At 66.8% G+C, this 14,538-nt stretch carries 9 protein-coding genes and 2 tRNA genes; 6 read left to right on the plus strand and 5 right to left on the minus strand.

Features of this window, described 5'->3' with window-relative positions:
* Positions 1-22: 22 nt before the first annotated feature.
* The 4 genes from G335_RS0102030 to G335_RS0102045 all read left to right on the plus strand — a co-directional run bounded on the left by G335_RS0102030 (position 23) and on the right by G335_RS0102045 (position 4,515).
* A complete protein-coding gene (locus tag G335_RS0102030; protein ID WP_018175782.1) occupies positions 23-1,372 on the plus strand; it encodes a sensor domain-containing diguanylate cyclase in 1,350 nt (449 codons plus the stop codon).
* 42 nt (positions 1,373-1,414) lie between these two features.
* Positions 1,415-1,490 (plus strand) — tRNA-Gly (locus tag G335_RS0102035).
* A gap of 91 nt (positions 1,491-1,581) precedes the next feature.
* A tRNA-Cys gene (locus tag G335_RS0102040) sits at positions 1,582-1,655 on the plus strand.
* A gap of 415 nt (positions 1,656-2,070) precedes the next feature.
* Positions 2,071-4,515: an EAL domain-containing protein gene (locus G335_RS0102045; RefSeq protein WP_026304748.1), complete on the plus strand. Its 2,445-nt coding sequence runs from the start codon at positions 2,071-2,073 to the stop codon at positions 4,513-4,515.
* Positions 4,516-4,695: 180 nt separating this feature from the next.
* Here the strand turns inward: G335_RS0102045 and G335_RS0102050 are convergent, their stop codons facing one another.
* The 5 genes from G335_RS0102050 to mgtE (G335_RS0102070) form a co-directional block, all read right to left on the minus strand.
* A complete protein-coding gene (locus G335_RS0102050) occupies positions 4,696-5,868 on the minus strand; it encodes a transposase (RefSeq protein WP_018175784.1) in 1,173 nt (390 codons plus the stop codon).
* 189 nt (positions 5,869-6,057) lie between these two features.
* Positions 6,058-6,504, minus strand: a complete 447-nt coding sequence (locus G335_RS0102055; RefSeq protein ID WP_018175785.1) for a pilin — start codon at positions 6,502-6,504, stop codon at positions 6,058-6,060.
* Between the two features lie 487 nt (positions 6,505-6,991).
* Positions 6,992-7,477: a pilin gene (locus G335_RS0102060; RefSeq protein ID WP_018175786.1), complete on the minus strand. Its 486-nt coding sequence runs from the start codon at positions 7,475-7,477 to the stop codon at positions 6,992-6,994.
* Positions 7,478-7,964: 487 nt separating this feature from the next.
* Complete coding sequence (gene mgtE, locus G335_RS0102065) at positions 7,965-9,323, minus strand: magnesium transporter (RefSeq protein ID WP_018145398.1); 1,359 nt, start codon at positions 9,321-9,323, stop codon at positions 7,965-7,967.
* A gap of 10 nt (positions 9,324-9,333) precedes the next feature.
* Positions 9,334-10,692: a magnesium transporter gene (mgtE, locus tag G335_RS0102070; protein ID WP_018145399.1), complete on the minus strand. Its 1,359-nt coding sequence runs from the start codon at positions 10,690-10,692 to the stop codon at positions 9,334-9,336.
* A gap of 406 nt (positions 10,693-11,098) precedes the next feature.
* Between mgtE (G335_RS0102070) and G335_RS0102075 the strand changes: the two genes are divergently transcribed.
* Positions 11,099-11,815, plus strand: a complete 717-nt coding sequence (locus G335_RS0102075; RefSeq protein ID WP_018175787.1) for an ABC transporter ATP-binding protein — start codon at positions 11,099-11,101, stop codon at positions 11,813-11,815.
* Complete coding sequence (locus G335_RS0102080) at positions 11,812-14,370, plus strand: ABC transporter permease (RefSeq protein WP_018175788.1); 2,559 nt, start codon at positions 11,812-11,814, stop codon at positions 14,368-14,370. Before G335_RS0102075 ends, G335_RS0102080 begins: the two co-directional genes overlap by 4 nt.
* Positions 14,371-14,538 lie beyond the last annotated feature (168 nt).

The raw sequence follows: 14,538 nt of genomic DNA on the forward strand, positions 1-14,538 counted from the left end.
TGGTGCTGCGCGTGGATTGCCCATGCCCGATTCTGATCTTGATCTTGACAACATGCAGACCCTGGAGGCCCTTCAGGGGCTGCTGCCGGGTTTTGTCTATCAATTGCGCAGGACGCCCGATGGGCACTTCGACTATCCCTACGTGGGTGAAGTGGTGGAGGGCTGGTTCGGTGTGGATCGTGGGGCCCTCAAGAAGGATGGGGCGCCATTGTTGGACTGTATCCACCCCGAGGATCGCGAAGCGGTGATGCGGAGCTCAATGGAATCGGCCGAGCATTCGGAGCCCTGGCTTCAGGAGTTCCGCATGCAGTGCCGCGACGGCACAGTGGTCTGGCTGTCCGCCTATGACACCGCGCGTCGGCTGGCGGATGGCACGATCATTTGGACCGGCTTCGCCACCGATATCACCACGCGCAAGGAGCTCGAGACGGAACTGCGCCAAAGCGAGGCGCAGTTCCGTGCCTTCGTCGAGACTGCCAGCGACGTGATCTATTCGCTGCGCCCGGACGGCGTGCTCACCTACGTCTCGCCCAACTGGACGGAGAACCTCGGCCATCCGGTCAGCGCGGCGATCGATCACTCGATCGACGAATATGTGGACCCGGAGGATCTGCCCGCGTGTTACGCGTTCCTGCAACGGATTGCGGACACCGGGAAGAAGGAAAGCGGTATCGAGTACCGCATCCGCCACCAGGACGGGCATTACCGCTGGCACACCAGCAATGTCTCGCCGGTGCTGGACGACGCGGGCCGGGTGACGGCGTTCCTCGGCATCGCTCGGGACATCACCGAGCGCAAGGAGACCGAGGCGCATATGCAGCGCCTGGCGCATTACGATCCGTTGACCGACCTGCCCAATCGGACCCTGTTCTACCAGATCCTCGATCACGAGCTGACTGGGGCGCGCCGTGAGGACCAGCAGGTCGCGCTGATGTTTGTGGATCTGGACGAGTTCAAGCCGGTCAATGACCAGCATGGTCACGCAATGGGGGATCTGCTCCTGCGTCTGGTGGCCGGGCGGCTGTTGGGCTCCATAAGGCAAAGCGATGTGGCGGCGCGCATCGCGGGCGACGAATTCGTGGTGATGCTGCCACGCTTCCAGTCGGCGGAGACGAGTCGTGCGCAGGCCGTGGCAATCGGCGAGAAGATCCGGGCTGCGCTGGCCGAGCCGTTCGACTGCGACGGGACCGAGGTTCAGATCTCCTGCAGTATCGGGGTCGCCCTGTTCCCGCTGGATGCGGCGGATGGCCCTGCGTTGTCGCGTGCGGCGGATGCGGCGATGTACGTGGCCAAGAACGCCGGGCGCAACCAGGTGGTCGTATTCGACCGGGCGGTGCACGGCGGAGATGCGATTGGTTACCGCGGGTATTGACCTGCGGCCAATGTGCGGTAGAATACGCGCCGATAACGAAGAGCGGGAATAGCTCAGCTGGTAGAGCACAACCTTGCCAAGGTTGGGGTCGCGAGTTCGAATCTCGTTTCCCGCTCCAACAGATTTTTGAAACCCCGGTTCGCCGGGGTTTTCTGTTTCGGCCTCTGGAGATGCGCCAGCATCTGTGGGGCCGAAACCCACCCGATACAGGCTGGGTGGCAGAGTGGTTATGCAGCGGATTGCAAATCCGTGTACGCCGGTTCGATTCCGACCCCAGCCTCCATCATTGCAGCACCTGCAAAAGGCCGCCCTTCGGGGCGGCCTTTCGCGTTTGCGGCGCCCGCACCCGGGGTGTTGGGTGTCGCCGGTCAGGGTTTTGCATGAAGCCCCGTTCCCTCAATGCGCAAGGCGCGGCAAAAGCCCCCCGTTTTTCGTGGGGCGGGTGCTTCGGACGACGCCAGAGCCTAACTTGCGCATCGGGCGCGCATTGCCGATCAACGCATGGCACTATGCGGGAGTCCGACTTCCCGAGAGAGTGTGTGCGCGCAACGGATTTGCCCCAATCGGCCCGAACCAGGCGGCCCCTGCTACGGTGGGTGCGGGAGATGCGCGTTTTCCGCGGCCTTGGCCTCTCGTTGGCCTGCCTGCTCGTTGCGTTCGGGGCGCCGTCCTCCGCGGCCTCCGCGCCGGATTTGCGCGTGGGTGTGTACGACAACGCGCCCAAGGTCAGCGTGGACGAGCACGGGGAGGCCGACGGCCTATTCGTCCGCCTGCTGGACTCCATCGCCCGCCGCGAGCACTGGCAGATCGAGTACGTCCCCTGCGAATGGGCGCGATGCCTTGCCGATCTGCGCGAGGGCCGGCTGGATCTGATGCCCGACGTGGCCCGGACCGGCACGCGCGAGGCATTCTTCGACTTTCACCAGATTCCGGTCGTCCAGGGCTGGAGCCAGTTATACGCGTTCCCGCAGTCGGGGTTCGGCAGTCGGGAATCCATGGGTTCTCGGCGCATCGCCGTGCTGGAGGGTTCGGTGCAGGAAAGCCACCTGCGCCGGCAACAAATCGGCAACCCGGGTCTCGAGTACCAACTGGTTCCCTACAGCGATCTGCCAGCGGTGCTGGCCTCGGTGCCGGCCGGCGAAGCCGATGCCGCCGTCAGCAATAACTTCTACGGACGCCAGCACGCCCGCGCCTACGGGCTGGTGGAGACGCCGATCACCTTCGGCCAGGTGGGCCTGCACTACGCGGCCGCGCCGGGGGCACAGGCGGAGCGTCTGGCACTGATCGACGCCTATCTGGAGCGCTGGAAGCCCCTGGCGGGCTCGCCCTACCAGGAGGCCCTTGCGGCCACGCTGCTCGCGGATGGCGAACCGGGGCTGCCGGGATGGGTGGTGTGGGCGCTGATCATCGCGCTGGCTCTGGTCGTGCTGCTGGCGGTTACGGGGTTACTGCTGCGCTGGCAGGTGCGTCTGCGAACCCGCGAGCTGAGCGCGGTCAACCAGCGCCTGGAGCATGTGCTGGACAGTGGGCCTACGGTGATTTACCAGCTGGATGCTCACGACTTTTGTCCGGTATGGGTTAGCCCCAACCTCCAGCGGCTGTATGGAGTCGACCTCGACGCTGCGATGCGTCCTGGCTGGTTCGAGCATCAGCTGCATCCCGAGGATCGCGCGAACGTCCTGCGCGAGAACGAACGGCTGCTGGAGGATGGCGAGCTCGTTCGCGAGTTCCGCCTGTTCGACGGCTGGGGCAAGCTGCGCCACGTGCGTGACGAGATGCGTGTGGTGGAAGGGAGCAACGGGCGCGGTGAGCTAGAGATCGTTGGCAGCTGGACCGACCTGACTGCCAGCATGGAACAGAAGGAACAGCTGCGGCAGATGACGCACTACGATGCGCGCACCGGCCTGCCCAATCGCGCCCTGTTGCAGGACCGCCTGGGGCACACGGTGGAGCGCGCCATGGCGGACGGCGCGGCGCGCTGGGTTGTGCTGATGGATCTGGACCGCTTCCGCAACGTGAACGAGACCCTGGGGACCGCGGCGGGGGATACCGTGCTGCAGGGCATTGCACAGCGCCTGAACCAGGCCCTTTCGCCCGAGGACACGGTAGCCCGCATCGGTGCCGACGAATTCTGCCTGATCATCGAGAGCCCGCCCGAGGAAGCCCTCGGCAGCTTCGTGCAGTCGCTGATCGATACCCTGCGAGCCCCCTTCGAGATCGCGGGGCGCTCGCTGGTACTCACGGCGAGTGTCGGTGTGGCGCGTTTCCCTGGCGACGGCCAGACGCGCGAAGAACTCCTCACTGCCGCCGAGCTGGCGATGCAGGATGCGCGGCGCCGGGGAGGGGACAGCTGGTGCGCCTACGACGCCGAGATGGGCACCCTGACCGAGCATCGGCTGTTTCTGGAAAACGACTTGCGGCAGGCCATCGTCAACCACGAGTTCGTGCTCCACTTCCAGCAACAATTCAACCTGGCCAGTGGCGAGTGCGTGGGGGTCGAGAGCCTGGTGCGCTGGAACCATCCGCACCGGGGCATGGTATCCCCCGCAGAGTTCATCCCGCTGGCCGAGGAGACCGGCCTGATCCAGGCGATCGATCGCTGGGTTCTGGAGGCGGCCTGCCGCCAGCTCGCGGCCTGGGACGAGGCGGGCCGGAACATCCCGTTGATCGCCGTAAACTTGTCGGCGCGCGAGCTGCACGACGAGCAACTCGTCACCACCGTACGCGAGACCCTGGGGCGCTTCGCCATCGCGCCCGAACGCCTGGAGGTCGAGCTGACCGAAACCATGATCATGGAGTACCCCGAGCGCGCCCTGGCGGTCCTGCGTCGGCTGGACGGCCTCGGCGTGCGTCTGGCCATGGACGACTTCGGCTCCGGCTACTCCAACCTCGCGCATCTGCGCCGCCTGCCGCTGCACCGCCTCAAGGTCGACCAGTCGCTGGTGCGCGACATCGGCCATTCCCGCCACAACGAATCCATCATCCGCGCGATCATCGCGCTGGCCGCCGCCCTGGAACTGGACCTCATCGCCGAGGGCGTGGAAGAAGAACCCCAGCGCGCCTTCCTGCTGCAGGAAGGCTGCGCCATCGGCCAGGGATTCCTGCTCCACCGCCCGGCCGCCGCCGCTGACCTGTTTCGCTAATCGTGTGGTGAGGGAGTTCCGAAGCGTCGAGCTGGCCTTGCTAGTGGTGCGCGCCCGGAGAAGGTGGCGAGCCGAGCCCGGACGGAGCGATATTTGTACCAGGCTCAGGGAGTGCTGGGTGGCGGATTTTTCGTGTGCCGGAAGCCCGTGATCAGGATGCGAATTTGCCGCTGAACCGCGTCACGGGCTTGGCACCAATGCGGCGGAATCGTGAGGGAAGAGCTGCCGGGCGGCCGCCATGCCTCGCAGATAGCGCGTTTGGCGGGTATCGCACCGGGCCGTGAGATGGGTCGGTGTTCCGATGGCGCTGCCGAATTGCTGCAACATGCGGCTAGCCGCACGGATGAACTGATTGGGATCAATGCCCAGACGCGCCAGCAGGGGCGGGGTGCCATCGTGGATGAAGCCGCGCTTGTCCTCGCGGATGACGCGCCCCGTTGCCTCCACGAGATCCAGATAGTCCTCGAAGCCGAAGGGCACGGCGCACTCGGCGCGGCCAGTGGCGTCGAATGGAAGTAGCGGGGCGCTGACCAGTTGGTCCAGGACCGTCTCCGGCTGCAAGGATTCTGTTTGGTGCGGAACGGAGCGTGACCGGTTCCCACGTGTGTCGGATCTCGTAGCGTTGGTGTGTCCCGGCGCCGTGCTGTCGCCTGGAACCGCGGGATCGGCGGCGGCGCGTTCGGCTACCGTTGTTCCATCCCCGGACGTCGCGCGCAGCACGGCAAGCCGTTCCGCGACCGAGGTGTACTCGGAGGCCTCCGGCGTGGGGGCCATCCCGGCCCGGATCGGGTTCAGGTCCACGTACGCCATGGCCGTCAGAACCGCTTGCTCGTCGAGCAGGGCCTGGCTCTTGAAGCGTCCCTCCCAGAACCGTCCCGTCACGCCGTCCTCGGCGTTCGCCTGACGGGCGATCGACTCGTTCAGCACGCGCATGAACCACGACAGGTCAGCGAGTCGGGAGCGGTACGTCTCCACCCAGGCATCCACGACCTTCATCTCGGCCGCACCGAGCCCCTGTGGATCGGCCAGATACCGCTGCACCATAACCGGCCCCGAGAAGAGCTGCGTCCAGCGACGCAAGATCTCGGCGCGCTCCAGGGGCTCGACGCGCGCCTCGTCCACCCGCACAACGATATGGAAGTGGTTGCTCATGACCGCATAGGCCGCGATATCGACGGCGAACACCGACGCAAGCTGTTTCAGACGATCGGCGATCCAGCCGCGGCGATGCTCAAAGGATCGTCCGGAGTGGGTATCGTGCCCGCAGAGAAACGCGCGGCGGACGCAGCGGGAAACGACGTGGTACCAGGGCGTGTCGTCCAGAGAGACGAGGGTCGAGCGGGGCTGGGTCATGATGAACTCCTTCCGTGGAGTAGGTCTTGCAGCAACGCAGATTCGTTACGTTCCTGTCGTTAGGATAGTGAATGCCTTGGAGTTTTTCAGGGCGTAGCGAAACCGCGTTCCGGGGTTCCGCTAGAGCGGGGTGAGCAGGGTGGGTGTCCCCGAGGTTCTCCCGGAGGATCTCCAGAGGGATTTTCGCCGTTACTGTTGGCGGCAGCCGCCGGGGAGGTGCGCCGTATTCATCCCGTCGGCCACGCTACAGGTCCAGCCGCTGATGCGGGAGGCTTGGTCGACGGTGCCATCCAGTGTGGGCGTCAGGATCATGGAGCCGCCAAGTGCAGAGGAATCCTCGTCCCAAGTGATGGTGATCGCGCCGTCTTCGCCGGGTTCCACATTTGCGGTTATGGCCTGAATGTAGCGGGAGTTGAAGTCGTACAGGCTCACGTCCACTGTCGTCCCGGTGCCTGTGGTTACCTGTTCCGCCATGTCGGTTCGAAGGCCCGCGGTGATGGTGAGGCCCTCGGAGGCCTGAGCACGTGCCGTGTAGTCCTGGTAGGCCGGCAGCGCGATGGCGGCGAGGGTGCTGATGATCGCGACGACGATCATCAGTTCGATCAGTGTGAAGCCGCTGTTTGTGTTCTTGCCCATGTTCCTTCCTTCTGGTTGAAGAAGTCGTCTGTTGTGAGACTTGTGTCACAAAAAATAAAGCAATAAGTGGGCCATTCGGAAGAAACGGACAGGGAACGGAGTTTACTCAACCGTAAGTAAATTGGATGTCCGGAGCCATCGCAGCCACCGTGGTGTCTTGGCGGACCACGGGCGTCCTGGAGGATTTTTGTCAGGCAATGTCAACAAAGTGGGTGTCCCAGACGATTACAAACGAAAAAGCCCCGGCATGATGGCCGGGGCTCCAGTACTGGGTGTCCTTACCCTACGTCGACCACGGGCGTCCTGGAGGATTTTTGTCAGGCAAGAAAAGTTGGCTGTCCTAGAGTGTTCAATGGGTGCTTGAGGATTGGTTCAACGTACGAATGCCCCCCCCCCCCCCGGTATCCTTCGATGAACCACAAAAAAGCCCCGGCCGGAGCCGGGGCTTGATTATGACGGCGGGACCGTCAGGGGCAGAAGGCGATTACTACCGGCAGCCGCCCGGCAGGTGATTGTCGGCCATGGTGCCGTCGGCGACGCAATTCCAACCGTTGACGCCGATTGCATCACTGATGTCGGTACCGCCATCACGAAAGGCCAGGCGAGGTTCAAGAACCATTGCACCATCCAAGGCAGCCACGGTGTCGTCCCAGTTGATGGTGATGTTGCCGGTACCCGAGATCGCCCCGCTGGTTTCATCTACGACGATGTCAACGTCGACGGTGTCGATATACCGGGCGGTGGAAAAGTCGTAGTTGGTGACGTCGAAGTTGCCAACTCCGCCGGTAGTAACGGCCTCGGCGATGTCAGTGCGCATGCCCGCTGTGGCGGAGAGGCCTTCGGCTGCCTGCGCCCGAGCCGTATAATCCTGATAAGCCGGCAACGCAATCGCCGCCAGAATGCCGATAATCGCCACAACGATCATCAGTTCGATCAGCGTGAAGCCCTTCTGGACGCTCTTCACTTTTTGCATGGTGTTTCTCCCTTGATGTCATAAAAGCTGGGCCTTCGGCCCGGCCACCCCGTGGGCAGCTGTCTGAGTAGATGCATTGGGCGTGCCAAGAGTGCGGAAATGCGTGAAAACGGCGCCCGGGCGCGGTGTGGTCTGTGGCATGGGTCACGCACGCGCGCCTCCCGGGTGTGTCACGTGACAAAAATGGTCATGTGAAGTGACGCACGTTGTCACTCTGGGGGCTGGGGTGCCTCTGGTTGTCATGGCCGGGGGTCTTGATCTTGGGGGTTCGAACGGTGGAGATCCCGGCTCTTCGCTGCGCTCCGGCCGGGATGACGGGGGGCTGGTGCTGTGGTCGGGATGACCAGGGGTCGTGACTGGGGCCGGGATGATGAGGTCTGTCGGCCGGGTGATGTGGGGGCAAGGTTCGCGGCGTTTTCCGGATTCGGCTTTGGCAGGGGCTTCGCGGGCAAGCCCGCTCCTACAGGGAGGACGGGGGTTGGGGGAGCTAGAGGCCGAGGATGGCGACGGCGGTGGCGAAGTAGATGGTGATGCCGACGACGTCGACGACGGAGGTGATCAGCGGGGCGCTGGCGACGGCGGGGTCGACGCCCAGGCGGGTGAGGGTGAACGGCAGCAGCAGGCCGAACAGGGAGCCGAACAGGACGACCAAGAACATGCCGAGCGCGATGGCGTTGGCGACCTCGAGGCTGCCCAGCCAGTTGCCGGAGAGCCAGATGGCGCCGGCCAGGGTAGCGCCGAGGGCAGAGGCGACCAGGATCTCCTTGCCGCCCAGGCGCCACCAGTCCTGGGGCTTGATGTCGTTGGTGGCGAGCGAGCGCACGACCAGGGTGGAGGCCTGGGCGCCGGCGTTGCCGCCGGAGGCGATGACCATCGGCAGGAAGAAGATCAGCGCGACCACGGTCTCGATGGCCGCCTCGAAGTGGGCGATGGCCAGGCCGGAGAGGATGTTCACGGCGACCAGGATGACCAGCCAGCCGATGCGTTTGCGGTAGAGCAGTTGCATGCTGGCATCGCGCAGGGAGAGCACGACGTCGCCCACCGCGGCCATGCGGTGGAAGTCCTCGGTGGTCTCGGCGCGCAGCACGTCCATCACGTCGTCGACGGTGATGATGCCGAGCAGGTGGCCGTTGTCGTCGACCACCGGGAGGACGTCCAGATCGTAGTGGCTGATGCGGTGGGCGGCCTCTTCGCGGTCTTCCTCCGCACTGATGCTGACGACATCGGTGTTCATGCGCTCGCGCACGCTGGTGGTGGGGCGCGACAGCAGCAGCCCCTTCAGGCGCACCCAGCCGAGCAGTTCGCCGGTGGGCGTGACCACGAAGATGGTGTTGATGGTCTCGGCCAGGTCGCTCTGTTCGCGCAGGTGGTCCATGGCCTCGGCCACCGACCAGTCCGGCTGGACCGTGGCGAACTCGGGCGTCATCAGGCGCCCGGCGCTCTCCTCCGGGTAGCCGAGCAGGGTCTCCAGGGCCTCCTGGTCTTCGTCCGGCAGGGTCTCCAGCAGGGATTCGGCCTGTTCGTCCTCCAGCCCGTCGATCACCGAGACCGCGTCGTCGTAGGACAGGGCCGCGACCAGGCGGCTGGCGTGCTCGTCGTCCAGCGCCTGAAACACGCGGGACTGATGATCCGATTCCAGATGGGCGTAGATATCCGCGGTGCACTCGACATCCAGGCGCTGGAAGAAGGCCTCCATCTGTTGGGCCGGCAGGGCCTCCAGGGCGTCGGAGAGATCCGGCGCCGCGTGCTCGGCGCACAGGCTCTGCAGGGCCTCCGCGGTGGGCGCGGTCAGCGCGGTCTGCAGGGCCTGCGGCAGGGTGTCGAGATCCGGTTCCGTGGGGCTCATCCGGGAGGTCCTATGGGATTGCCAGGCCGAGCAGGGCCGTGGCCAGCGTGAAGTAGATGAGGATACCGCCGATGTCGGCGAGCGAGGTGACCAGCGGTACGCTGGCGGTCGCCGGATCGAGGCGGAACTTGTTCAGGACCACCGGCAGCAGCATGCCGAGGATGCTGGCCACGGTAACGATGATGGTCATCGACAGCGCGACCAGCAGCGCGATCTCCGGCCCGCCGCGCCACAGCCCGACCAGCGACACCGCCACACCCATGCTGAGCCCGAGGGTCAGGGACACGCCCATCTCCTTCGCCCACAGCCGGAGCCAGTCGCGCGCGGTGACCTCGCCGGTGGCCATGGCGCGCACCATCAGCGTGGAGCTCTGCGCGCCCGCGTTACCGCCGGAGGCGATCAGCAGCGGCAGGAAGAACACCAGCACCACCACCGCCTCGATGATGTCCTCGTACTGGGAGATCATCAGCGCGCCGATGGTGTTGAAGGCGACCAGGCCGAGCAGCCAGCCGATGCGCTTGCGATAGAGCAGGAACGGGCTGGCCTCCTGCGGGGACAGCGGCAGGGTGCCCACCGAGCCCAGCTTGTGGAAGTCCTCGGTGGACTCGGCCTCGATCAGGTCCATCACGTCGTCGACCGTGACCACGCCCAGCAGCTCGCCGATCTCGCCGACCACCGGCAGGCTCTCCAGGTCGTAGTGCTGGATCCGGCGGGCGGCCTCGACCGCGTGTTCGGAGACCGCGATGGTGATCGGGTCGGCTTCGCCCAGCAGTTCGCGCACCGGGCTTTCGGCGCTGGCGCGCAGGAAGTGGCGGATGGGTATGGCGGCCAGCAGTACGCGGTCCTGATCGACCACGAAGATCACGTTGTTGGAGTGCTCGTCCGCGTTGCGGCGGATGAAGGCCAGGGCGCGCTTGAGCGTCCAGTCCGGGTCGACCGCGACGACATCCGGCGACATCACGCGACCGACCGAGTCCTCCGGGTAGTTGAGCTGCTTGAGCGCGCGGCGGATCGCGCGAAACGGCAGCAGGCGCAGGTAGCCGCGCAGGGTGTCCGGGTCCAGGGTCTGCAGCAGGGCGGTGAGGTCGTCCGCCTCCATCTCGGAGAGGATGAAGCGGGCGTCCTCGCGCGGCGAGGCCTCCAGCAGGCGGATCTGGTGCCCGGTGTCGAGGTAGGCAAAGACGTCCGCCTTGCGCCCGGGGGGCAGCAGGTTGAAGACGGCGATGAGGTCTTCCTCGCCCAGCTCCATCAGCGCGTGGGCGATGTCCTGCACGCGCATGTAGTCGAGCAGTTCGTGGAGCCCGTCGCGGTCGTCCAGACGCAACAGCTCCTTCAGCTCGATGATGGACTGCTCGAGGTGAAGCTCCATGCCCTTCTCCCGGCGGCATCGGGGCAGCGCGCGGACTGTGCACGGGCACAGGCCATCGCGGCGCCGCACGAATGCGGTGAATGGTGCAGGTTCGGGTCGGGCGGGGCCCGGCCGTTCCCGGCTCTTTGATCAAAGAGGCCTGACGGGAAGCGACCGGTTAGGGAACGGACGCTTGCCGCTAGGCGCAGATAGATCGGCTGCGTGATCGGCTGCTTGATCGGCGTGTCAAGGCGCGTTCCCGTGTGTGGAGATGGCGCTTATTCTAACGGATGCCGGGCCTCAATCAACCGCTTGTGTGGCATTTTGAAACATTCATCTACTCTTCATGGTCATGTGGAGTCGGGGCCGGGTGTCTCCCGGAACGGCCCGACACCCCGGCTGGAACGGACAACAAAAGGCGGATCGTATGGCTGAGTCATCAGCGTTTTCGGGTCCGGTCCTGCGGCTCATCGGCGCGGCGTTTGCCTACCCCGGCGAGGGCGAGGTGCTGCACGGCGTGGACTTCGAGCTGGCCCCCGGCGAGCGCGTGGCGATTGTGGGCGAGAGCGGGAGTGGCAAGTCCACCCTGCTGCATCTGGCGGCCGGGCTGGAGGCGGCGGATCGCGGCGAGGTGCATCTGGCGGGCGAGGCGCTCGCGGGGCTGGACGAGGCGGCACGCACGCGGCTGCGCCGGGCTCGCGTGGGGATCGTGTTCCAGTCGTTCCATCTGATTCCGACGCTGACGGTGCTGGAGAACGTGATGCTGCCGCTGGAACTGGCAACGCAGGCCGATGCGGCCGCCCGCCGCGAGCGCGCCGGACGCCAGCTGACAGCGGTCGGGCTGGGGGACAAGGGTGAGCGGTATCCGGAGGCGCTGTCGGGCGGCGAGCAGCAACGGGTCGCGATCGCGCGGGCGCTGGTGCACGAGCCGGCGCTGATCCTCGCCGACGAGCCGACCGGCAACCTCGACTCGCGCACTGGCGAGACGATATTCGGGCTGCTGCTGGAGCAAGTACGGGCGACCGGGTGTTCGTTGTTGCTGGTGACCCACAGCAATGAACTGGCGGGGCGACTGGATCGGGTGCTGACGATGCGCGACGGGGTGCTTCAGCCTCCGGAATCGGTGGAGGGGTTGCCGGCGTGAGCGGTCTCGTTCTGCGTGCGTGGCTGCGCGACTGGCGTCGGCGGCCGCTGCAGCGGGTGCTGACGCTGGTCGGTGTGATCATCGGCGTGGCGGTGGTGCTGGCGGTGGATCTGGCGAACCAGTCCGCCCAGCGGGCCTTCGACCGTTCGATGGACGAGGTGGCCGGGGCCGCAACGCATCAGGTGCTGGGGCCGGCGAGCGGCTTCGACGAGGCCTTGTACCGCGACCTGCGCATGGCCGGGTGGCGGGATACGGCCCCGATCGTGGAGGGCTCGGCGCGACTGCCGGATGGCACGACGATCTATGTGCTGGGCGTCGATCCGCTGGCCGAGGGGCCGTTTCGCGGGGCGGCCTCGGATATCGGCGATGCCCCGGTGCAGCGCCTGGTGACCGAGCCGGGGACGATCCTGCCGCCTGCGGGCTGGTTCCGGGCGAGCGAGGAGGCGCATGGGGCTCGATTGGCACTGGAGGTGGCCGGGGGCGAGCGCGAGGTCACGCTGATCGACCGTGCCGCCGAACGCGACGAGGATCCGAGTGATAATGGGGGGGATGGCGCGTCTGAGGATGCGGGCGCCGCGCTCTGGGTGACGGATATCGCCACGGCGCAGGTATTGCTCGACCGGCTGGGGCGGCTGGACCGGATCGACGTGCGGCTGGCCGATGACGAGGTCGAGGCCCTGGCCGACGTATTGCCCGCGGAACTGGAGCTGGTGGCGGTCGAGAGCCGGGGCCAGGCGGCGCGCCAGCTGGCGCAGGCGTTCCGCATCAACCTCACCGCGATGAGCCTGCTGGCGCTGTTGATCGCGGCGTTTCTGATCTACAACACGCAGACCTTTGCGGTACTGCGCCGGCGCGAGGTGATTGCCAGCCTGCGCCTGGTCGGTGTCGGGCGCTGGGCGATCTTCGGTGTGGTGCTGCTGGAGGCCCTGCTGGTCGGCGTGATCGGTACGCTGCTGGGCGCGCTGCTGGGGGTGGCCCTGGCGCAGGTGCTGGTCGCGCAGGTCGCGCAGACGGTGACGGACCACTTCTTTGCGGTGGCGGTGACCGGGGTCACGCCGCGGCCATTGGCGCTGGCCGCGGTGCTCCTGCTGGGCGTGGGGCTGTCGCTGGCGGCCGCACTGGCCCCGGCCTGGGAGGCGGCGCGGGTGGCCAGCCCGGCCGGCACCGGGCGCGGAGGGCTGGAACGGCGTGCCCGTGGCTGGGCCGCGTGGCTGGCGCTGGCGTCTATCGTTCTGTTGCTGGCGGGCGTCGGGTTGATCGTGACCGGTGCCGGGGCGCTGGTGGGCGGGTTTGTCGCACTGTTCCTGCTGATTGCGGGGTTCGTGTTGCTGCTGCCCTGGGTGCTGGCGGGGACGCTGCGCGGCCTGGCGGTGCTGGTGCGCGGGGCGGCCCTGCCGCGCATTGCGGTCCGCAGCCTGGAGCGCAGCCTGTCGCGCAGCGCGCCCGCCACCTCGGCGCTGACCCTGGCGCTGGCGGCGGCCATCGGCGTGGCGGTGATGGTGGGGAGCTTTCGCGGCAGCGTGGAGCAGTGGCTGGGGCAGGCACTGACCTCGGACCTGTACGTGGTGCCGGCGGCCCCGGCCTCGGCGCGCGGTGGGGCGCGCCTGCCGGAGGACTGGACGGCCGAGCTGGTGGCCCGGTCGGGTGCTGTGTCGGTCAGTTCCGGCACCAGCCAGGAGGTCGTCAGTGACCGGGGGCTGGTGGACCTGTACGTGGTGCGTCCGCATGCCGACTGGCTGGACTACCTGCCGCTGCTGGAGGCGGCCGTGCCCCGCGAGGCGCTGGGGGCACGGCTGGCTGCGGACGATGCCGTGCTGGTGACCGAGCCGTTTGCCGCGCATCACGATGTTGGCGTGGGCGATCGGCTTTCGCTGGCCGCGTCTGGTGGGCGGCGGGCATTCGAGATCCTCGGGATCTATCGCGACTACGGGAACCCGCAGGGCACGGTGCTGATGACGCAGGCGGCGTTCGCGCGCGGGGGCGTGCCCGCGGACGGGGTGGGCTCGTTCGGGCTGCGCCTGCCGCACGGGGCCGACGCCGAGCAGGCGGTGGAGCACCTGGAGGCGTGGCTGGCGGAGCAGGACCACGCGGCGCTGGTGACGCGGCCGGGGGATATCGAGCAGGAGTCGATGGCGATCTTCGACCGGACCTTTGCGATCACGCATCTGCTACGGGTGATCACGCTGGTGGTCGCGTTCATCGCCATCCTGGGGGCATTGATTGCGTTGCAGATGGAACGGGCGCGCGAGTTCGCCACGCTGCGCAGCCTCGGGCTGTTGCCCGGCGGCGTGCGCGGGCTGGTGGTGCTGCAGGGCGGTGTGCTCGGGGTATTCGCCGCCCTGGCGGCGATCCCGCTCGGGCTGGGGATGGGCTGGTTGCTGATCGAGGTGATCAACCGCGAGGCCTTTGGCTGGGGGATGGACCTGCGCCTGCCCTGGGTCGAGGTCGGGGAGACCGTGTTGCTGGGGGTGGGGGCTGCGCTGCTGGCGTCGGTGATCCCGGCCTGGCGCATGGCGCGCATGCGCCTGGTGCCGGCGTTAAGGGAAGTGCCGTGATGCGGTGGTTTGATTTTGTAGGAGCGGGCTTGCCCGCGAATGGGGTTTGGCAGGGTCCAGCGCGGGCAGGGGCTTCGCCTGCAAGCAGGCTCCTTGTGTCTTGCGGTTCACGGATCGCTACCATGAACCGCATTGGGCTCGGGGTAACCCGTCAGGCTCCTGAGGTCA

Source organism: Thioalkalivibrio sp. AKL8, assembly GCF_000380525.1.
Classification (GTDB): Bacteria; Pseudomonadota; Gammaproteobacteria; order Ectothiorhodospirales; family Ectothiorhodospiraceae; genus Thioalkalivibrio; species Thioalkalivibrio versutus.

Coding starts and splice junctions, on each gene's coding strand:
- G335_RS0102050 (WP_018175784.1), bottom strand. CDS start 5,868: ATGACCCAGCCCCGCTCGACCCTCGTCTCTCTGGACGACACGCCCTGG.
- mgtE (WP_018145398.1), bottom strand. CDS start 9,323: ATGAGCCCCACGGAACCGGATCTCGACACCCTGCCGCAGGCCCTGCAG.
- G335_RS0102060 (WP_018175786.1), bottom strand. CDS start 7,477: ATGCAAAAAGTGAAGAGCGTCCAGAAGGGCTTCACGCTGATCGAACTG.
- G335_RS0102055 (WP_018175785.1), bottom strand. CDS start 6,504: ATGGGCAAGAACACAAACAGCGGCTTCACACTGATCGAACTGATGATC.
- G335_RS0102075 (WP_018175787.1), top strand. CDS start 11,099: ATGGCTGAGTCATCAGCGTTTTCGGGTCCGGTCCTGCGGCTCATCGGC.
- G335_RS0102030 (WP_018175782.1), top strand. CDS start 23: ATGCCCGATTCTGATCTTGATCTTGACAACATGCAGACCCTGGAGGCC.
- mgtE (WP_018145399.1), bottom strand. CDS start 10,692: ATGGAGCTTCACCTCGAGCAGTCCATCATCGAGCTGAAGGAGCTGTTG.